The organism is Robbsia sp. KACC 23696, assembly GCF_039852015.1.
Taxonomy (GTDB): Bacteria; Pseudomonadota; Gammaproteobacteria; order Burkholderiales; family Burkholderiaceae; genus Robbsia.
The window spans coordinates 88,088-109,039 of sequence record NZ_CP156626.1; the positions used below are offsets into that span (position 1 = coordinate 88,088).

The window sequence follows — 20,952 nt, forward strand, 5'->3', positions numbered from 1 at the left end:
TCCGCCGCCCCTCTCGTGCGGCCTGCGCGCGAAAGGGCGACCACCCGGGCGACCCTTATAACAAGGTCACAACGCGTGGCACGTCTAGCGGCTGTTCGCGCGGCCGGTCGGCCGCCAGCGCTTCGCTGTTGCTGAGCATCGACGGCACCACACGACCGTCGATCCGCGTAAAGCGCAGCGATACCGTCTTCGATCCCACCGACAGGTCGTGGATCGTCAACTGCTCGACGCCCGGCGGCAACTCGGGCCGCCGAATGATCACCTCTTCTCGCGCCGCATCGATTTCGACGCCGAGGCATGCCTGCAACAACATGAACGGCGTGCCGCATGCCCAGGCCTGCGGCAGACACGCCACCGGATAGGCGGTTGGCGGCTCACCGTGCATCCGCGGGAAACCGCAGAACAGTTCCGGCAATCTCAGATGGAAGCCGGTGGCCGCCTCGTGCAACGTCTGCAGCAAGGTGACCGCGCTGCGCTTGTCGCCATAGTGCGCCATACCCTGAGCGCACAGCGCCGTATCGTGCGGCCAGACGGAGCCGTTGTGATAGGACATCGGGTTGTAGCGGGCCTGATCCCAGGCCAGTGTCCGGATGCCCCATCCGTTATCGAAAGCACTTCCGCGCAGCTGCGCGGCAACCGCCTGCGCACGATCCTCGCGCACCAGGCCGAAAGCCAACAGGTGCCCGGCGTTGGACGCCCGCACCCGACACAGGGCGCCATGCCCGTCCACCGCAATGCCGTAGAAGCGTTGCTCCTCCATCCAGAACAGCGTCTCGATCTTGTCACGCAGCGCCGCGGCGCGCGTCGCATAGTCGGCACCGATCCCGCCGTCAGGCCCCGCGCCGGCATGCTCGGGATGCGCGCGGGTGGCGGCGAAGCGCGCCATCGTTTCCAATGCCGCGCACGCATAGCCCTGCACTTCGACAAGCGCGATCGGCCCATCCGGAAAGCGGCCGTCGGCGTGGAACACGGAGTCCTGGCTGTCCTTCCAGCCTTGGTTGGCCAAGCCCGATGCCTCGCCGCGCTGGTACGCCAGCAGACCGAGCGGACTCTCGTCGCAGACCCGGGTGATCCATTGCGCCGCCAGCGTCAGCGCCGGCCACAATTCATCGATCAGCACCTGGTCGTCGGTGCGCGCGGCATAGGCGCCGGCCAGGACGATGAACAGCGGCGTGGTGTCCACCCCGCCGTAATAGTTCGCGAACGGCACCTCGCCGGTGGCCGACATCTCGTTCTTGCGCGTCTCGTGCAAAATCTTGCCCGGCGCCGCGTCTTGAAACGACGACGTTTCCTTGGCCTGGCGCGATGCCAGGAAGCGCAGCACGCCCCGCGCGAGCGACGGCTGCAGCCACAGCATTTGCAGCGCCGTCAGGATGCCGTCCCGACCGAACGCGGTCGAAAACCACGGGATGCCCGCATAAGGATAGGGCCCGGTCGGGAGATCCGACGTCAGCAGGTCCAGATCGGCTTTCGAACGCGCCAGCCAGGCATCGAACAAGGTATTGCTGCTGCGGACCGCCGCACTCTGATGCCGGCGATTGCGCATCGTGCGATGCGCCTCGACCAAGGCATCGCGAAAGGCGCGACGGCCCTTGTCACGGTTCGACGACGGCGCGCCGAGAGAGGGCGGCTTGTCGTGGGCGTCGGGCACGACGGACACGGGCGCTGGCGCCCGGACCGGGGTGCTGTCTGCGCCCGTCCCTTTCAGTGGCGCCGCTGCCGCAGCGCCGGCCGGCCGCATCGACACATCGACCGTCAGATAAAGCGTGACGCAGCGATGCGGCTGCAATTCGATCAAGTAATCGGCGCCCCCGGCCGTGAGCGCGCGCGGGGCCGGCGAGAACGTCAGTCGCACGGTCCGCTCGACGTCGTCGCGACCGCGATACCCCAGCGCCACCGCGTCCGCTTCCACTTTCGGCACTGCCTGCGTGCCGCGTTGCGTGCGCGCACGCCCCCGCACCTCGAACATGTCCTTGAAATCCGCATCGAATGCGATCGACAAGGGCACCGCTACCGGGCTGGTGCCGAAATGAGATAGCGCGATGGCTTCATGGACACCGCCGGACGTCAACACGCGCATCCGTTTGATATGGACGACGCCTTTTGCCACGCGGTCGTCGCCCAGGCCGGGAAGCGGCACATTGGTCAGATGCGAGGTGAACACCGTATTGCCATGGTTGACGTTGCCCGAAAGCAACGAAGGCAGCTCGCCCGCGATCGTCAAATGGAGACGGGACAGCACCCGCGTATCGTCGACGAATAAGCCGTCCTCGTTGCCACCGATATCGCCAAACACATCGTTCACGATAAAGGTGTCATCCGATTTGAGAACGAAACGGGTGCCCAGTTGCGTGCCGGACGGCCCGTTTTTTTCAGCGGGGGCCTCGCCCTGGCCCGTCGTACTGGCGCCGGTCGGGCCGCTACCTGGAGGTGTGGGGGATGTTGAGGGGAAGGCACTATCAGTCATACGAGATCACTCCTGCAAAGCGGGGTTCGACCTGGACTTTTTGAGAAAGTCAGACAAAGAGCGTGACGGCGCGAGCGGGCAGCGTGGCCCGGCGGAACCAACAGCTGAAGCGCGCCGAGAAAGGTCAAACGACCGAGCGTTGATTCGCGGCAAGGTCCGCCGCGAACCGATCATGCTCCGACGTTATCACCCGCGATGCTTTTTGTCAGGACGCCTCGACGCACTACAATGGCGCGGGCGGCATGATGCCGCGTCCGGATCGAATATCCGCGACAGCAGTGTGGCAATGCGCCCATTTTTGAGAGAATCGGCAGGACCGCCGTCGCGGACGCAAACAGGGTGCACTCGGGGGCACTTTCGCGCGGCACTTACCCATAACCTCCTACAAAACACGAAGAGGCATTCAGATGGTCACTCGCAGGCAATGTATTTCGGGCATCGGCGCGGCAGCGGCGTTGGCGGCAACGGGCGCGGCTGCGCTGGTGCCGCAGGCCGCGTGGGCGCAGGGCGCGGCGGGCGAATCGTCGCTCGCACGGGTCAAGCGCACCGGCGTCCTGCGCACCGGGTTCATCGCCGGCGCATCGCCTTACTTTGTCAAATCGGTGGCCACCGGCGAGTGGCAGGGCTTCTGCGTCGACTTCGCCAAGCAACTGGCGGAGTCGATGGGCGTGAAGCTGCAAATCGTCGATACGACCTGGGGCAATTCGGTGCTCGATCTTCAATCGAACAAGATCGACTGCATGTTCGGACTCGCGCCCACCGAGCAGCGGATGAAGACGGTCGGCTTCACCGAGCCGCTGTTCCGCAATACGTTCACGCTGGTCGCACGCAAGGGCTTCGATCCGAAGAGCTGGGCCGACGTCAACAAGCCGGGCGTCAAGCTATCGGTCGACGTCGGCTCGAATCAAGATACGTTCGCGACGGAAAACTTGAAGAACGCGTCGATCCGACGCTTCGAGACGTCCGGCGACGCGACGTTGGCGCTGCAGACCGGCCAGGTCGATGCGCAGGTGCTGGTCGTGCTGCTCGCGACCAATGTGCTCGCCAAGGCACCGACGCTGGGTCATCTGGTCCTGCCGACGCCGGCCAGCGGCGCACCGACGTCGATCGGCGTGCAGAAGGAAAGCGATCCCGGCCTGACGAACGCCATCAATGCCTGGCTGGCCAAAGCCCACGCCAGCGGCGATATCCGCAAGACAATCCTGGCGAATATGCAGAAATTGGCCAATATCGCGCCGGATTCCTTCCCGAAAGAAATCACGTTCTAACGCTTTCCCCGCCCGCGCCCGCCTTCTCTGACGGATAATGCGCGGCTATTTTCCGCTGAGTCGTGCCGGCGCATCGTCGCTTGTCGTGTAGGAGTTGTCGTGTATCACTGGGATTTCGGATCCATCTGGGTCTATCGCTGGCTGTTGGCCCAGGGTCTGTTGGTTACGGTCCTTTTCACCATCGTCTGCGTGTTTCTGGGCTTTGCCGTGGGCGTGCTCTCCGGCATGGGCCGTCGCTCGCGATGGAAGATCGTGTCCTGGCCGATGCATGCCTACGTCGAGCTTTTCCGCTGCACGCCGCTCCTGGTGCAGCTGATCTGGTTCTATTACGCCCTGCCGATCCTGACAGGCATCGCGATGTCGCCGTCGATGGCCTCCGGTCTGGCGCTATCGCTCTATGGCGGTGCGTTCTACTCGGAAATCGTCCGTGGCGGGATTGATTCCCTCGATCGCGGTCAGACGGAAGCCGGCCAGGTGCTGGGGATGAGCCGTTGGCAACTGATGCGGCACATCATCCTGCCGCAAGCCTTCAAGCGAATGCTGCCGCCCTTGATGAGCCAGTCGATCATGCAGTTGAAGAACACGTCGCTGCTGTCCGTGCTGGCGGTCCCCGACCTGTTGTACCAAGGGCAATCGGCCGCGCACGATTCCTATCGGCCACTCGAGATCTACACGATCGTCGGCATCTGCTACTTCGTCGTGCTGTTCCCGGCGACGCTCGCGGTACGGGCGCTCGAAGTGCGCCTCTCCCGGCGTGGCCGCGGCCGTTGAACAGCGCACGATAGGACAACGAGGCCGGCAAAAAAGACCGGCCGCGCGTGCGTCAGACGCCATCGGGAAAACCCGGTAACTGTCTCAAAAACTATACATTTCGGTGCACGGGCCCGTATGATTACCAACAATTTCGGCAATTAATACCGACCTTCGTGCGCGCAAGATGATTTGTGAAACACCATTCGGCCGCGTCGTACTATCCTGTCTCTGCGGCCTGCATCGATCATTTTAAGAAATCGCGCTCTGCGTTATCCCGCGACTCCGATCATCGCGGCCATGGCAGAGGGGCTGACATCGATGCCATGCCGTCCGGCTCGCTTTCCCCTGCGTGCGATTGATTCCGGCCTCCGTGCCGAGGTTCCCGTACTACCCAGATATTGCGCATGACCACGTCTTCGATCAAGAACGCCCGGCGCTGGGCACCTGGCGGCCCGCGCGGGTGGTATTTCGCCGCTATCGCCATTGTCGTGGCGACCGCAGTCCGGCTGGCATTGCAGCCATTGCTCGGACCTGCCCGACCGGATTTTGCCTTCTACATCGCCGCCGCCATCGTCGAGTATTTCTTCGGCCTGTGGCCTGCGATCGCCGTGATGGTCATCGGCTTCTGCATCACCGACTATATGTTCGTGCCGCCCTACGGGCAGATCTACGAGATCGACCGGCACGACGTCATTCTGGCCGTCAGCTTCCCGCTGCTGGGTGCGGTGATCATCGGCCTGATCGAGCGTCTGCGGCGTGGCCAATATCATTCCGAGATGCTGGCAGCCGTCGCGCATTGCCGCTACGAGATGCTGCTGCGGGCCGATAACGATCGCCTGCTGGCACGCCGCGATGCCGGCGAGACGCACCGGCTCCTTCGCACGCTGACCGAGAATAACGACAAGCTGGTCTTCATCCAGGTGCTGTCGCCGGACGAGGCGCCCGGCACCGCGGCCGCCATGCAGCCCGGCAATCGCTTCGACGACGTCCACCCCGACGACATCGCGCGACTGACCAGTCTGCAGACCCTGGGCGCGCATAAGGTCAGGCTGCGCCGCGAATCGGCGCAGTCAGCGGATCCCGCGTCTGACGGCAGCGGCCCGCCGCCCGATCTCGTCGACGCGGTCTGTGAACGCTATACCACCCCGAGCGGGCAATTCCTGATTCTGCGCTTGGAGGCCTGACGCATGACCGGTTCCTCCATCCGTTCGACGGGCGCGACCGTCGCGCCGATTCAATACACCGGGGATTCGCACGGCGTGCTGTTGCTGCACGGGCTGTCGAGTTCGCCATTGGAAATGCGATTCCTCGCCCGCGCGCTGCATCGCGAAGGGTTCACCGTCGATGTGCCGGTGTTGGATGGCTACAGCCTCGATCCGGACGGCCCGTCGTTGCAGCGCTGGATGGCGGCGGCCACGCAGGCTTTCGATGCGCTGGCGTCCCGCTGCGAGCGGGTCTCGATCTGCGGCTTGTCGATGGGCGCGACGCTGTCGCTGGCGCTCCTGCATGCGCGACCGCAGGCCCAGGCCATCGCCCTGCTATCGACGACGATCCACTACGATGGCTGGGCCATTCCCTGGTATCGCTTTCTGCTGGATTACGCTTATCACACGCCGATGCGCCATCTCTGGCGCTATCGCGAAAGCGCGCCCTTCGGTCTGAAGAACGAGGCGTTGCGCACCAAGGTAGCGCGTGCGATGGAAAGCGGGCAACTGAGCGAGGTCGGACCGGCCACCATTTCGATGCCGGCGCTGAACACGGCGAGTCAATTGGCGCGACACGTCAAACGTATCTTGCCGACGATCGAACGCGACTGCCTGGTCGTGCATGCGATCGACGACGAAACGGCCAGTCCGAAGAACGCGCAACTAGTGACATCGTCGATTCGATCCGCGTTTCAACGGATGATCTTTCTCGACGACTCTTATCATATGATCACCGTCGACAACGAGCGCGAGATCGTCGCCCGCGAAATCGTCGTGTTCTTGCGGGAGAGCGAGGCGGCATCGCGCGCGGGAGGCACCTCGTCCGCTGTGGTGTCGAAAGCACTGGCACGGCGCCTGCGGCAGTTGGCATCCATCGGTAAATAGCGGTCGGACCGGCGAATCTGCTACCCTTGCGGCCTTGAGGCGTCCCCCCGCCTGCCCAAGAGTTGACCATCATGACCGCCCCCCTGCCGACCGACAATCAAGCCGCATCCGGCACCCCCGCCGCGCTGCGCTTCGACACCCTGCCGCTCTCCAGCGCCATGCGCGAGAACCTCGCGCGGATGGGGTACCACGCGATGACGCCCATTCAGGCGCAGAGCCTGCCGCTGACGCTCGCCGGGCACGATTTGATTGCGCAGGCACAGACCGGCAGCGGCAAGACTGCGGCCTTCGCGCTGGCGCTGCTCTCGCGCCTGGATACCCGCACCATGGGCGATCCGCAGGCGCTGGTGCTGTGCCCCACGCGGGAACTGGCCGATCAGGTCGCGCAGGAAATCCGACGCCTGGCCCGTGCCGAAGAAAACATCAAGGTGCTGACGCTGTGCGGCGGCGTGACGATGCGCCCGCAGATGGCCAGCCTCGAACACGGCGCGCACGTCGTCGTCGGCACGCCGGGCCGGATCATCGATCACCTCAGCCGTGGCTCGCTGGTGGTGGATTCCCTGCGTACGCTGGTGCTCGACGAAGCGGATCGGATGCTCGATATGGGCTTCTATGACGATATCGCCGGCATCGCGCAGCAGTGCCCGGTCAAGCGTCAGACGCTGCTGTTCTCGGCGACCTATCCCGATGGCATCGGCAAACTCAGCCGGCAATTCCTGCGCGACCCGCGCGAAGTGAAAATCGATACGCCGCACGCGCCGTCGAAGATCCGTCAGCGCTTTATCGAAATCGATGCCGGATCGCGTCTGGCCGCCGTCGGCCAGGTCGTGCTGCATTTCCGACCGGTCAGCGCCATCGCCTTCTGCAACACCAAGCGGCGTTGCACCGAAGTGGTCGAATACTTGCGCGGCATCGGCCTGGAAGCGGCGGCGCTGCACGGCGATCTCGAGCAGCGTGACCGCGATCAGGTGTTGATCCAGTTCTCGAATCGCAGCTGCACGGTGCTGGTCGCCACCGACGTCGCCGCGCGCGGTCTGGACGTCGCCGATCTGGAGTTGGTGATCAATGTCGACGTGACGCCGGATCCGGAGGTGCATGTGCATCGGATCGGGCGTACCGGTCGCGCGGATCAGCACGGCAGCGCGGTGACATTGGCCGCCGGCGAGGAAATTGCCCGGGTGGCCGCTATCGAAAAGCAGAGCGGGCAGGACGCGAAGTGGGAACAGCTGGACACGCTACCGGCGGACGACAGCACGCGACTGCTGCCGCCGATGGCGACGCTGCAGATCCTGGGCGGCCGAAAGGAAAAGATCCGTCCCGGCGATGTGCTGGGCGCGCTGACGAAGGACGCCGGTTACGCCGGCGACCAGATCGGCAAGATCAATGTGACCGAATTCTCGACCTATGTCGCTGTCGGGCGCGACATTGCGCGGGAAGCCGTCAAGCGTCTGAATGCCGGGACGATCAAGGGTAAGACCGTACGCGTGCGCTTGCTGCGCGAATAAGCGCTCGCCTGATCGAGGGAAAGCGAAAGGCCGGATGCGTGGTGATGCATCCGGCCTTTTTACTGGGCCCTTCGAACCGGCCCCTCCCGTCGTTACTTCCTTACTTCGCCGCGGTCTGCGCCTGCTCCGGGCGATAGCCGTCGTTCAGCGTGCCGAGGAAGGCGATCACGTCCTTGATCTCCTGATCGTTCAACGCGGGCGCATCGCCCCGCTTGCGGTCGAACGGCGCATCGGCCACGTCGACGTTCTTCTTGTACTTCGGCGGCAGGTCGTTATAGACGTCGATCTTGCCGTTCTTGCCCAACGGATACCACCGCGCCGGATCGGTCTCGCGCTGCACATAGAAGTGCATCACATCGTCGATCGCGCGGAACACGCCGTTGTGGAAGAACACTTTCCGCGACAGCACATTGCGCAGCGTCGGCGTCTTGAACAGGCCGCAATACGCATCGACATGCGTGTAGTCCTTGCGGACCGGACCGCAGAGGCCGAGATCGTAGTAATGCGGATTGCGATTGGCCGCGATGTTCATATTGCGTGGCGCCCCGAAGGCCTCGAACTGAAAGTCCGTGAACACCGGCGGGAACTTGCCATCCACCGACGGCTTGTCGATATGGCATGACGAGCAGTTCCCCTTGGCCGGATCCTCGAACAACTTCAGCCCGCGCGCTTCGGCCTCGGTCAGCGTCGCCTGGCCGATCATGTAGTAATCGTACTTGCTGTCGTACGGATGGAAACTCGGCTCTTCCAACTGATAACGCGTCAGCGCGAACAGGGCTTCGCTGATGGCCAGATGTTCGTCGTCGAACACATGATCGCCGAACAGCTGCTTGAACTTGGCCGCATACGGCAGATCACGCAGCTTGTGCACGACCTCCGACGCATTCTTGTTCGCCATTTCATGCGGATCGAGCAAGGGCCCGGTGGCCTGATCCTGGAACGTGTCGATACGACCGTCCCAATCGAAACCGCCTTGCGGCACGTTGTTGGCGGCCGCCTGTTGCGCTACGGCGGCGGCACCGGTCAGGTTGCCGCCCTTCGCCACCGACGCGACCTTGACGTCGCTGGTCGGCGCCGCCGGCGTGGCGGTGGCGACATCGGTATCGGGCACCGAACTGTTCGGCCCGATCGTGAAATCTGGATTGTGTTCGAGATACTTCAGCGACGGCACCGCGCGAGCGCCCTGCTGCTGCATGTCGAGACCGCCCAACTGAACGGCGAGGCCGTTCGGCGGCCCGTAGGCATTGGCCGGATCGTGGCAGGAGGCGCATGCCATCTTGCCGGAACCGGACAAGGATTTTTCAAAGAACAACTGCTTGCCCAACTCGGCCATCGCGCTGAGCTTGACCGGATGATCCTTCCAAGGCGCCACCTCGTACGGCTGGCTCGCGCCTGCCGTCGGCGCGGCGGTGTTCAACACCGCATCGGGCCCCGTCGACGGCGCGGTCGAGCGGGCCGTCTGCGGCGTGGCTGCAGGCGACGCCGCCGAAGCGCCCGACGCGCCAGCCGCCGGTATCGCCATCACCGGCGATGCCGCTGCCAGCGCGTTCGACGCCGCAGCGGTCACGGCCGCGGAGGAGACTGCCGCAGCGGTCACGGCCGCGGAGGAGACTGCCGCCGCGGAGGCCGCGACGGGCTGCTGGGTGGTGGCGTTGCCGCCATCATGCTGGCTGCATGCGGCCAGGAAGGCGCTCAAGACCACCGCTTGCGCGGTGCCCAGCGTGGCGGCAACGAGCCGCCGAGGAAGGATCGTCATATTGCTCAGCTCGAAACTTGCAGACCGGTACCGGTATCCAGGAACAACTTCGGCGTCGCGCCGTTATTCGAAAAATTGAACATGTTTTCGATCGTGCCGGCACGAGCGTCGAACGAACCCTGTCCGATGCGTTGTCCTGCGAGCCAGTTGTCTTCGATGAAGCGCAGCACCGAGGACTGGTCCGTCAAGGTGTGATCGATGTAGTTCGTCTTTGCGTAGGGCGAGATCACCAGCAGCGGCAGACGCGGACCATAACCGCAGCGGCCATTGACCGGCGAACCGTTGACACCGTTCAGCGCCGTTCCCGTACCGCAGGTTGCCGTACCGTTCAGTGCGTCGAGCGTCGAGTAAGACGGGTTCACGATCTGGTAGGCGTGGTCGTACCAACCGTCCGAATCGTCATAGGCCAGAATCACGGCGGTGCTGCTCCAATCCGCTTGTTTCTGCAGGAAGTTGATGACGGTCGTCACGAACACCTGCTCGTCCAGCGGGTCCGAGTTGCCTGCGTGCGCATCCTGGATCGCCGGCGCCTTCAGGAAGCTGACCGACGGGAAATTGCCCGCTGCCACGGCCGTGAAGAAATCGTCGGTGTCGTATTGGTGGTTTGCCGCATCGGTGTAGCCGATCTTCGCGGTCGACGTCGGACGCGCGTGCGTCGGATTGGCCGTGGACGCGTAGTACTGGAACGGCTGGTGGTGCGGAACGTAGTCGCTCTTATAACCGCCGACCACCGACGAGTACGACGAACGCGCGCAACCAGTCGTCCCGTTCGAGTTCGTCTTCGTGCGGTCGAAACCGCCTTCGAACCAGCCCCAGGTGATGTTGGCCGCGTTCAGCAAGTCGCCGACGTTCTTGCCCTGCATCGTCACCGTTTCCGTCGCCGTGGACGAGGAACAGACATCGCCGGTCGGATCCGGATCGCCGACGACGGTATAGCCGCCCTGACCATCGTCAACGGTATAGCTCGTCGATTGCGTGCCCGTGATCGTGGCGCCGTTCGTTTGACCCGAGATCAGGTTGATCGCGCCGGGGGTGGACGGACCGAACTGCGAGTCATACGAGTTGTCGTTCATCGCGAAATGCTGCGCGTAGTTCCACAGCCCCGTGACGGTGTTGCCGTCGTAATACCCCATTACGAGACCGGTGGTGGCATACGTGGCGGAGCCGATCGCGCCGGCCTTGCCGGTATATTTTGGGAACAGATCCATGGCCAGGCCGTCGAACGCCTGCTGCTCCGGACCATAGTTGTGGTTCATCGACGCCGTGAACGCCTGCGAGCAATCGAGACGGAACGGATTCGACGCACCGGTGCCATTGCCCGTGTTGGTCGAGTTCGGATTCGCCGTCAGCAGCGTCGGGGTCGCCGTGTAGTTGTTTGCCGCAGGCGTGCCCGCAAGCGCCGTGAAGGCTGGCTCGCCTTCCGGATTCGTCGCGTTCGGGTAGGTGCCGAAGTAATGGTCGTACGCGATGTTCTCGCCGAAGATCACGACGACGTGCTTGATCGGCGTCTTCGTCGACAGCGCATTTTGCGCACTGATGCTGAGGGAGGTGGCGGCGGTGCTGGCTTGATGGCCGTTTGAGCCGCCACAGGCGGCCAGTATGCCCGTCGCCAGAGCGACGGAGAGCGCTGCCGCGATGGCAGTCGATTTTAGGCGTGGCATGTCGTCCTCGGGGTTCCCGGTACGTAGGTAGAGTCTTATGGGGAAATGCGACGTAAGACTAGCCATGCCACATGGCCTGCGCATGACGGCTTACTGACGTAAGCCTTACAAAATATGAACGACTAGCTGTCGTTACAGTGACGCTAATACGTTCGAATTCGGACCAAATGTAAGAAAAAGGCATGCGGATTGCAGGGTTAGCCGATTGCCGTATTAATCGACCATCCGATGGAAAACCCCTACGCCGATAATGCTTTTTCTTATATCGTAATATGGCGATATGAAATTCGTGCCTCGACGATATATCGAGACACATCGCCTCGGTTTCCGCGTGCTTTCGGCGCGAGAAACGCCCGAGAAAAAAGCGGCGAATTTCTTTCTTTTTTTCCGCGTGATCGCCGTTTGCCGCGCTTGAAGACGCAATGCGTCGGTTCGGCGACACACCTTTGACTTTGCCGATAGCGATGCGCACCACCAAGACCGGTCCTGATACCGCGCCGAAAGGCAATAAGCGACAGCCGACGATACCTCGCGACAGCGGGACACCGCAGGCCGCGGGCATGCAGGCCGAGCGATGGCTTGCCGACATGGCCGAGGCCGATCTGGAGACGGTGCTGAAAGCGCTCAGCCATCCGCTGCGGCGTCAGATCCTGACTTGGCTCAAAGACCCGGCGAACGAATTTCCCGGCCAGGAGCACGCCCACGAGCTGGGCGTCTGCGCCGGCCAGATCGATGCGCGCGCAGGCGTCTCGCAATCGACAGTCTCCGTGCATCTGGCCACGCTCGTTCGAGCCGGCCTGATCACGTCGACGCGGTTTGGACAATGGCATTTTTTCCGCCGTGACGACAAGGCCATCGCCGCGTTCAAGCAGCGGATCGACGCATTGATTTAAGAACCCTGGTTTCGCGCCGAGCGATCTGCACGACGCCACGGCATCGCCGCGCTCGCTGTGCTCGCGGCGCGTCAACCCAATGGGTCTGTTTCACCTTTAGCCTTCCCACACTATGCCAATCGCTCTACTTGTCCTTGCCCTCAGCGCCTTCGCTATCGGCACCACCGAATTCGTCATCATGGGGCTGCTGCCCGATGTGTCGCGCAGCCTCGACATCTCGATTCCCACCGCCGGCTGGCTCATCAGCGGCTATGCGCTCGGCGTGGCGATCGGGGCACCGATCATGGCACTGCTCACGGCCCGGCTGCCGCGCAAGAATGCGCTGCTGATGCTGATGGCCATCTTTATCGCCGGCAACGCGCTTTGTGCCGTGGCGGCGAACTACGGCTTTCTGATGATCGCCCGCGTCATCACCTCGCTCTGCCACGGTGCGTTTTTCGGGATCGGTTCCGTCGCGGCGGCCAATCTGGTCGCTTCCAACCGTCGTGCGCAGGCGGTGGCATTGATGTTCACCGGGCTGACGCTGGCGAACGTGCTCGGCGTGCCGCTGGGGACCGCCCTGGGGCAGCTTGCCGGCTGGCGCTCCCCGTTCTGGGCCGTTGCCGGTATCGGCGTGCTGTCTTTGATCGGCTTGTGGCGCGTGATGCCTGTCAACAAGAACGAACCGCAGATCAACCTGATTGCCGAGTTGAGCGGGCTGAAGAATCCGGGGGTGCATTGTGCGTTGCTGACGACAACGCTGTACTCGTCTGCGATGTTCGCGCTGTTTACCTACATCGCACCGATGCTGGAACAGCTCACCCATGTCTCGCCCCGGACCGTCACCTTTACGCTGTTCGTGATCGGCGTGGGATTGACGGTCGGCAATTACATTGGCGGTCGGATGGCGGACGCATCGTTGGGCCGAACGCTGAGCCTGGCCTTTATCGGCATGGCCGTGACCAGCATCGCGTTTTACTGGACCAGTTCGGGCGTGGTCGCCGCCGTGATCACATTGGCGCTGTGGGGGATCTTCACGTTCGGCGCCGTGCCGGCCTTGCAGATCAATGTGATGACCTTCGGCGAATCGGCGCCGAATCTGATCGCAACGTTGAATATTGGCGCCTTCAACATCGGCAATGCGCTGGGCGCCTGGGTAGGTGGCACCGTGATTGCTGAGACGCATCATCTGCGTTACGTCCCGATCGCCGCCGCCGCGCTGGCCATTCTCGCGCTGTTGGCAACGTCGCAGTCCGTCCGGATCGCGCGTGCCAAGCAGATGACGATGGCGGCGGGCGCGTAAAGTGGAAATAGGAAGGGGTGCGGCTAGCACCCTACTGCGCGATACGCTTTTCCTCGAGGCCGACGCCAATGCATGCGCGAATGCGTCGCCGGCACCGGTCTTTTCCGAGTTTCTCCCAATCAGGAGTGTGTAATGACTTCGTTGTTCGATCCGATCAAAGTAGGCGCACTGTCTCTGCCGAACCGTGTCTTCATGGCGCCGCTGACGCGTTCGCGTGCCGGCGACAGCCGCGTACCGAACGCCTTGATGGCCGAATATTACGCACAGCGTGCGTCGGCCGGGCTGATCCTGACCGAAGCGACCTCGATCAGCCCGCAGGGCGTCGGCTATGCCGGCACGCCGGGCATCTGGAACAACGATCAGGTCACCGGCTGGCGCCAGGTAACGGACGCCGTCCATGCGAAGGGCGGCCATATCCTGATGCAGCTGTGGCACGTGGGCCGGATTTCGCATTCGCGCTTTCTGGATGGCGCCTTGCCGGTGGCACCCAGCGCGATCGCGGCAGGCGGCCATGTCAGCCTGGTGCGCCCGATCACCAATTTTGAGACGCCGCGCCCCTTGGACGCTTCGGAGCTGCCGGGCATCGTCGCCGATTACCGACGCGCGGCAGAGAACGCCAAGGCGGCGGGTTTCGACGGCGTCGAAGTGCATGGCGCGAACGGCTATCTGCTCGATCAGTTCCTGCAGGACGGCACGAACAAGCGCACGGACGATTACGGCGGCTCGATCGAGAACCGTGCGCGTCTGGCACTGGAAGTAACCGATGCGTGTATCGATGTCTGGGGCGCGGATCGCGTGGGCATGCATCTGTCGCCGCGCGGCGATATGCACACGATGGGCGACAGCGATCCATTGGCGGTGTTCTCCTATCTGGCTGGAGAGCTGGGCAAGCGCCGCATCGCGTTTATCGCGGCGCGTGAATCGCTGGGCGACAAACGGATCGGGCCGGCGCTGAAGAAGGCATTCGGTGGCGTCTACGTGGCGAACGAGAAGTTCAATCGCGATACGGCCCAGCAGGTGATCGATGCGGGCGAAGCCGATGCGGTCGCGTTTGGCGTGCCCTTCATCGCCAACCCGGACCTGCCGGCACGATTAAAGGACGGCGCGCCGCTGAACGCCGCCAAGCCGGACCTGTTCTATACGCCGGGCGCCGAAGGGTACACGGATTATCCGACGGTGGCGTGAGCGCAGGCGGCTGCCGCGTGAGGCGCTCAGGTACCATTTTCACGCGCGGTGGCGCCGGCGAGAAGCAGGCCTGTTGCAATGGCCAACACACCGGCTGCAACGAATAGCGTTGGTAAGGAAATCCATCGGATTGCATTCGATCCGATCAAAGGGCCGATCACCAACGCAGCCAATTGCGCGCTGCGGACCGTTGCACTAATAGTCCCTAGCGCGTGCGCAGGGGATGCAGTCTGCATCAGCACGCCGAAGGTCATGGCGGCGATGCCAAAACAGGCACCGTTTGCGACCCACAATGCGAATAGCACGAATTTATCCAATGGCACGCTGGCAATCACAAGCACCCCCGGCGCCAATACCGTCGAGCCAAAGCCCACAAGCGCCGCCGTCACGACCAATGTCGGGCGCCACAACGAAAAGACCTGCTTGAAGAGCAGTGCACCTACAATCCCGCCCGCTGCGGTGCAGCTGACGATTTCGCCAAACGTCGAAGCGGCAAAGCCTTGCGTACGTAGGAACAGTGCAAGCATCGGATCGTACAGTCCCAAGGTCATCGTCTGCACAAGCGAAGCGAGCAGGGCGTAGCGAAATGCCTCGTGTGTTCGGACGAATCGCCAAAGCTCGCCCATACTGGGCACACTGCGGCTGACGGTCGACTCACCGACCGGTATTGAGACGCGTGCTAACACGAGAAGCAACACACCGCCAAGAATGGCCAGCGTCGCCGAGAATCCAAAGCCAGCGAGCGACATCGTCTGATTCGCAATGACGGCACCCAGTAATGGGGCCGCGATCTTTATGCCCTGGTCGATCAGCGTCATCCAACGCGCGTTATCGACGAGTTGACTTGAGGTAAGCATCGACCGAATAAGAACCTGTTCGGCTGGCATTGCTCCGAGGTTGCTGAGGCCTTTTACGCAGACTAAAAACACGAATATCTCTACATTCGGTGCGAACAACAGGCACAACGACGCCACGCCTCTGGCAAGATAACTAAAGCGTAGGAATAACAACGGCGGATGTTTATCCGCGAGGCGTCCAAAAAATGGCCCGAATAGCAGACCCGGCAAACCATAGAGCGCCGACGCGATGCCAATCGTCGTCGCAGTTGCGTGCCAGACATAGCTCAACGCGGAGAAGATCAACGTGAAGTCGACCCAAAGGATAACCGAGCTGTTGGCCCGCGCCATTAAGAGATAAGCATAGCCGTGCGGCCACGGGGTGGATGGCAGATCCTTCATATCCAATGTTGAGCACGCGCCGGGTCACGGACATACATAGCGCCTTCAATCGCGAAACCATCGAGGTTCACTTCCTGTGCATAGGCCAACAAGTCAGAAGTCCGATTGATAAATCCTTTTCCATTAAAGTTTAAGGATGTGTTACATAAAACACCGACTCCAGCCTCCTTTTTAAATGCGCAAAGCAAATCGTGTAGCAGTTGGTTTTGCTTACGGCTTACAGTTTGTACTCGCGACGAACCGTCTACGTGCGTGATCGCTCGCAATGCGTCGTTATGTACTCGAGCAAAATAGAGCATGTGAGGACTGGCTCGCGCAATGTCAAAGTGAATCCCCACGTCCATTTCCAAACATATCGGTGCGATTGGACGAAATGACTCTCGGTTTTTGATGGTATTCAAACGCCGAGTTGTCTCGGCGAGGTATGGTTCTGCAAGAATAGAACGATTGCCTAGAGCGCGCGGACCCACCTCGGTTTTACCCGCGACCCATGCCAGTACTGCTCCAGATTTCAGATAACGAGCTGCGTGTAGTGGATCTGACGAAATATAAGAAAATTCACCGATATTTTTTTGCGTCGCGCTTGACTCGTTGAGGAAAGGCAATCCGCAATAAACATTCCAGGTTAATTTAGCCTCTCCAGTGAAAGTCAGCTGGGCATCAGCCGCAGTTCCTATTGCCGAACCTGAATCATTAGTGCATGGCGGCACAAAGACATCAGAAAAGAGGCCACAATCGAGAAAAGCTCGGTTCCAATCGCAATTTAGGCCACATCCGCCGCCGATCAAAAGCGGACGCTTTCCATCAACCAGACTCAATATTTTTGACTTAAAAAAAAGCCACAATGCATCGGATATTAGCCGAGCCAAACGCTTCGCGGCAACCGACTCAACCCCACAGTTGAACGCAGAGAATTCAGAGAAGTTATCTTTTTTAAGCTCTGGTATTTTCCCCGGATCAGCCATAAGTCGTTTTATTATAAGCTCCTCCTCCGAAGTCGGTTTGATGTCTTTCTCATAAGCAGCCAACGCCATAAGCTTACCTGCGTCGCTCAGACGAACATGCCCGTCAGGAAGATCGAATGTTGGGTCACATATTGCATACGCATACGCATAGCGAATCCCAGGTCCCGCCATTATCTGCGACAGGCGCCTGATGCGTACCGCTGCGTCAATTTCGTAGAAGGCTCCGATGTGCCCTTCCCATATGAGCGCATAACATGGGACTCCTTGCGCAAACGGTGATAGAGCGTAAGAACACATAATATGGGAGCGCTCATGTGAAGACGAGAAATAACGAATCTCGCTTCCCGTCATGCTACAACGTCCTTTCTCAACGTTATCGATGCCCATGTATCCTGAGCCGATTCGCCTTCCCACGTGCTCGGCCCCAGACGTCCATCCACTTAAAGCAAATACATCCGGCGGCTCTTTTAAGCGCTGCATTGCTTCAAAAAACCCTAATCCGTCGACTACGGCGAATCGCAGTCCCGAATCTTTTTCCGCTTCTATGGAAAATTCGAGATGACCGTTCTCAACATATGCAACATGCCCGTCATGCCCGGGCTTTAAGGCAAAAATCTTCATTTGTGCTCCTCCTTGTCCCGCTTTTCCCGAATCACCTGAAGCGCTTCAGGCGCGACGCTGCCGCTTCCGTAGCCAGCACCTAAGAAAAAGACAACGGAACTTGTTACACCATCAAGACCTAAAAGCGCGTTTACTTTGTGATCATTCAGATACCCTGTTGGCCACGACTGAACGTTTTGCGCAGTGCATACCAGCTGAAATGTTTGTGTTAGACACCCAACGTCCAATAGCGCAACTCGGTAAGCTCGCGAATGAGGGTATTTCCACCACATTTTGCTGAAGACAGATACGATGAAAACCCCATAGCTCAAGTCTTCAGCGAAATTTTGCGCACACAAAAGCTCGCCGAGCTCGCCTCGATGCAGCCCCTCCCTAACTCGAACTAATTCGTGCGCATCAGCTCTGTAGTGATAGATACCTGGCTCAAGGCCCTCAACTTGAAGCGCGACTAAATATGGCTCGCTCGGGTGCAGGCTTCCGCCTGATGGAGAGGTGCGCCTGTAACCGACGGGTAGCAACCCAAGCTTCTCAAGGTCTTGACGGTCGTCGCCGTGAACAGCCCCAAAGGTCGCATAGAGTGCGTCTGAGAGCGTCGCAAGACCGACTTTTTCCCCATGAAAAGATCTGCAGGTACTCCGCTGCCAAAGCGCACACTTGAGAGATATCGTCTTAAGGTCGTCTAACTTCGGAGGAGGCAACGCAAGTGATTCACCAGAGCGCGTGGGAAACATCTCGGGTACGCTGTTAGCGATCGACTCGCAATAGTCGACATATCCACGATAGGGATTTACATTTTTCGCGTCGCATTTATCATTCCGTCCTATTTGAGTCCCGAGATGAAAAATCCGTGACAAACAGTCCCACCCCCATAAATCGGGCTCGAACTCATCTAGAATGCCGGAATTTCGAATTTCAGAATCAACTTCAGTCGCCCCCAACTCATCCCCCCCCGATATCGCAATAAGTCGATCAAGATGTTCGTGCTTTATCTCATATTGCCTATGGTTAATGTAGTCCCACAAGATCAGTTTCCCATCGATAATCCGAAGAAATATGGCCGGAGTCATTATGCGTCCAAGGGCGAAGCTATGAAGCGCCACGAGGGATCCCCGCGGCGCTGACTTTACTTAAGCTTTAGATAGGCGTGCCGGCGCAGTGATAGGCCTCTGATATGCGTCGTTCGATTGATATGAAAGCGTAGGTTCTAACACGATCTTTTTCATTTAATACTCCTAATGATAAGGTTTTGCGGGTAAAACAGCTGAGACCCAGGCACAGCGCTCTCGATCAGCGCCAGCCAGCTGCTCCCGCTCTTAGAAACTACCCGTTAAGCCAAACCAATACAATCAGACGATTCCTATTTATTTCTATTTCAATATTAAGTAAAATTTTATATACCTAAAATTAGGTAACCAATTACCCTAACTTCGCAGAAGTTCGCATCACAGGCGCCGATAGTGGGTTACTATTCAAGATCCATGCGATTCATAGTTCACATCCGGCAGGTTCGCAGATTAAAAAAACGACTCTAGATTTCCCAAGGAAAATAAATGCGGTAACGCGAAATCTTCGCGCCAAGCACATCAAACAGCGGATCGTCATGGCGGCTCTACCGAATAAAACAGCCAATAGATAGTTTGGATTATATCGGCCAGCCCTTAAGCCAATTTTCAGTATTGGCTGGAGCAGGCACGCATTGCATCGCACGAGTTCTTTTCGCACTTCGAGGATCCAACAAGTAATTGGTACGCGTGATCTTATTTCGAATTAGGGACACGGAAGGAAGACCCGTGACGGCTTCCTCATCGTTTGATAAACGATTGAACGGCCCACAATGGCAGCCCTATTTCAGCGCGCTACGGCCTCAACCGATGCATCATCAGTTCAGATGGAAAAAACAGCGGCGATTCGATGGGCCAAATCGGGCTTCACCGGACACTGTCACGCGTTCGTGCTCGTGCTCGTGCTCGTGCAAACCCACATCATCATCGATCTTGACTAAATTTTGTGGCATTAGGGACCATGTCCCGTTGAGTTTCCGAACCGCGCACAAGTGCTATGTTTCGTTGCCCTATTTAGGTATTTACCACGCCTTTACGACTCGCAAATGCTCGAAAAGGTAGGGCGAAGAAAAAAACAATTTGGGCCGCATCAAAAGGTGGGAATCACACCATATTTTTCTTCATGTGTGTTCCCTTGAAAGAACCGGCACTTAGCCCTTCACCCCCACCGCCCGTCCCAACGCGCCCGCCCCCTCATGCAGCGCCGCCTCGATGCCTGGCTCGAATGTCCAATGCCCGGACGCGTCGATGATCCGCAGTTGCGATGACGGCCAGGCCGCGTGCAAGGCCACCGCCTGTTCCGCCGGGCAGACCATATCGAAGCGTCCATGCACGATGATGCAAGGGTGATTCTGCAAGGCCTGCAGCCGCGACAGGAAATCGGGCGCCGGCAGGTCATGCGCCATATAGTGGTGTTCCAGCAGCGCCATCGATACTGCGCGCCGCTCGGCCTCACGCGGATTGCTGTCCTCCGCCGGCGCCGGTGCCGGCGCCGCGGCAGGAGGCGTAGCGGGCGCGGCTCCCTCGGCGGGCGCTTTCGGCTTCACGCTCCCCACCGACGACAACTTGCCCTCGAAGCCCGCCCACGCCTTGGCCAGCAGCACGCCGGCCGCGTCATAGCGCTTCAGCGGCGCTGCCGCGTATTCCAGGATCTGATCGCGGTTCCTCGGGCGGCGCCCATCGGCTCGCTCGATCGCATCCAGAAAGCGATCATGCGCCTCCGGGAAGACGCGTCGCACATCCCAAAGGAACCAATCGATATCCTCTCGCCGCGCCAGAAAGATCCCCCGCAGCAGGAAACCGGTGCAGCGCGCAGGATAGGCGATGCCATAGGCCAGCGCGAGCGTCGTGCCCCAGGAACCGCCGAACAGCGCCCACTTCTCGACGCCCAAGGCCGTACGCAGCACTTCGATATCGCCGACCAGATCGTTCAGGCCATTGTGCTCGGTCTTGCCGAACGGTGTCGATCGCCCGCAGCCGCGCTGGTCGAACAGGACGACGCGCCACTTCTCGGGATCGAAGAACTGCGCCCACGACGGGTTCGATGCACCGCCCGGTCCGCCGTGAACAATCAGAACGACCGGCGCGTCGGGTCGACCATGCGCGCGCCAATAAAGGGCGTGGCCGTCGCCGACGTCCAGTTGCCCATCGGTGAAATGGGGAAATTTGGCATCGTTTGCTGCGCTTGTCATGGGCTATCCGGCATC

Annotated in this window: 15 protein-coding genes; 8 read left to right on the forward strand and 7 right to left on the reverse strand. The window is 60.6% G+C overall.

Annotated elements, in window-relative coordinates; translation table 11 throughout:
- Nucleotides 1-55: 55 nt before the first annotated feature.
- A complete protein-coding gene (locus ABEG21_RS00335) occupies nt 56-2,467 on the reverse strand; it encodes a glycogen debranching N-terminal domain-containing protein (RefSeq protein ID WP_347555328.1) in 2,412 nt (803 codons plus the stop codon).
- A gap of 407 nt (nt 2,468-2,874) precedes the next feature.
- On the opposite strand from ABEG21_RS00335, the gene ABEG21_RS00340 reads away from it, so the two are divergent.
- From ABEG21_RS00340 to dbpA, 5 genes are all read left to right on the forward strand, one after another.
- Entirely contained in the window at nt 2,875-3,735 is an 861-nt protein-coding gene (locus ABEG21_RS00340; RefSeq protein ID WP_347555329.1) for a transporter substrate-binding domain-containing protein, read from the forward strand.
- Nucleotides 3,736-3,834: 99 nt separating this feature from the next.
- Entirely contained in the window at nt 3,835-4,506 is a 672-nt protein-coding gene (locus tag ABEG21_RS00345) for an amino acid ABC transporter permease (RefSeq protein WP_347555330.1), read from the forward strand.
- Nucleotides 4,507-4,892: 386 nt separating this feature from the next.
- On the forward strand, nt 4,893-5,672 hold the full coding sequence (locus ABEG21_RS00350; protein WP_347555331.1) for a DUF4118 domain-containing protein: 780 nt from the start codon (nt 4,893-4,895) through the stop codon (nt 5,670-5,672).
- Nucleotides 5,673-5,675: 3 nt separating this feature from the next.
- Entirely contained in the window at nt 5,676-6,578 is a 903-nt protein-coding gene (locus ABEG21_RS00355; protein WP_347555332.1) for an alpha/beta fold hydrolase, read from the forward strand.
- A gap of 71 nt (nt 6,579-6,649) precedes the next feature.
- Nucleotides 6,650-8,083: an ATP-dependent RNA helicase DbpA gene (gene dbpA / locus ABEG21_RS00360; protein ID WP_347555333.1), complete on the forward strand. Its 1,434-nt coding sequence runs from the start codon at nt 6,650-6,652 to the stop codon at nt 8,081-8,083.
- Between the two features lie 100 nt (nt 8,084-8,183).
- On the opposite strand, the gene ABEG21_RS00365 is transcribed toward dbpA, so the two are convergent.
- Together ABEG21_RS00365 and ABEG21_RS00370 are read right to left on the reverse strand one after the other, a co-directional pair.
- On the reverse strand, nt 8,184-9,839 hold the full coding sequence (locus ABEG21_RS00365; protein WP_347555334.1) for a cytochrome c peroxidase: 1,656 nt from the start codon (nt 9,837-9,839) through the stop codon (nt 8,184-8,186).
- A gap of 5 nt (nt 9,840-9,844) precedes the next feature.
- Nucleotides 9,845-11,500 (reverse strand): alkaline phosphatase family protein, encoded by a 1,656-nt coding sequence (locus tag ABEG21_RS00370; protein WP_347555335.1) that lies wholly within the window; start codon nt 11,498-11,500, stop codon nt 9,845-9,847.
- Nucleotides 11,501-12,087: 587 nt separating this feature from the next.
- Between ABEG21_RS00370 and ABEG21_RS00375 the strand changes: the two genes are divergently transcribed.
- The 3 genes from ABEG21_RS00375 (at nt 12,088) to ABEG21_RS00385 (ending at nt 14,860) form a co-directional block, all read left to right on the forward strand.
- Nucleotides 12,088-12,393: a metalloregulator ArsR/SmtB family transcription factor gene (locus ABEG21_RS00375; protein WP_347556830.1), complete on the forward strand. Its 306-nt coding sequence runs from the start codon at nt 12,088-12,090 to the stop codon at nt 12,391-12,393.
- A 112-nt stretch (nt 12,394-12,505) separates the two neighbouring features.
- Nucleotides 12,506-13,675, forward strand: a complete 1,170-nt coding sequence (locus tag ABEG21_RS00380; protein ID WP_347555336.1) for an MFS transporter — start codon at nt 12,506-12,508, stop codon at nt 13,673-13,675.
- 132 nt (nt 13,676-13,807) lie between these two features.
- A complete protein-coding gene (locus ABEG21_RS00385; RefSeq protein WP_347555337.1) occupies nt 13,808-14,860 on the forward strand; it encodes an alkene reductase in 1,053 nt (350 codons plus the stop codon).
- Between the two features lie 26 nt (nt 14,861-14,886).
- On the opposite strand, the gene ABEG21_RS00390 is transcribed toward ABEG21_RS00385, so the two are convergent.
- The 4 genes from ABEG21_RS00390 to ABEG21_RS00405 all read right to left on the reverse strand — a co-directional run bounded on the left by ABEG21_RS00390 (nt 14,887) and on the right by ABEG21_RS00405 (nt 20,937).
- The gene (locus ABEG21_RS00390; RefSeq protein WP_347555338.1) at nt 14,887-16,098 is read right to left on the reverse strand and encodes an MFS transporter; all 1,212 of its coding nucleotides are present in this window, start codon (nt 16,096-16,098) and stop codon (nt 14,887-14,889) included.
- Nucleotides 16,095-17,684: a carbamoyltransferase C-terminal domain-containing protein gene (locus ABEG21_RS00395; protein ID WP_347555339.1), complete on the reverse strand. Its 1,590-nt coding sequence runs from the start codon at nt 17,682-17,684 to the stop codon at nt 16,095-16,097. The genes ABEG21_RS00390 and ABEG21_RS00395 overlap by 4 nt, the downstream gene beginning before the upstream one ends.
- The gene (locus ABEG21_RS00400) at nt 17,681-18,706 is read right to left on the reverse strand and encodes a SagB family peptide dehydrogenase (protein ID WP_347555340.1); all 1,026 of its coding nucleotides are present in this window, start codon (nt 18,704-18,706) and stop codon (nt 17,681-17,683) included. The genes ABEG21_RS00395 and ABEG21_RS00400 overlap by 4 nt, the downstream gene beginning before the upstream one ends.
- Before the next feature lie 1,190 nt (nt 18,707-19,896).
- Entirely contained in the window at nt 19,897-20,937 is a 1,041-nt protein-coding gene (locus tag ABEG21_RS00405; RefSeq protein WP_347555341.1) for an alpha/beta fold hydrolase, read from the reverse strand.
- Between the last annotated feature and the right edge of the window lie 15 nt (nt 20,938-20,952).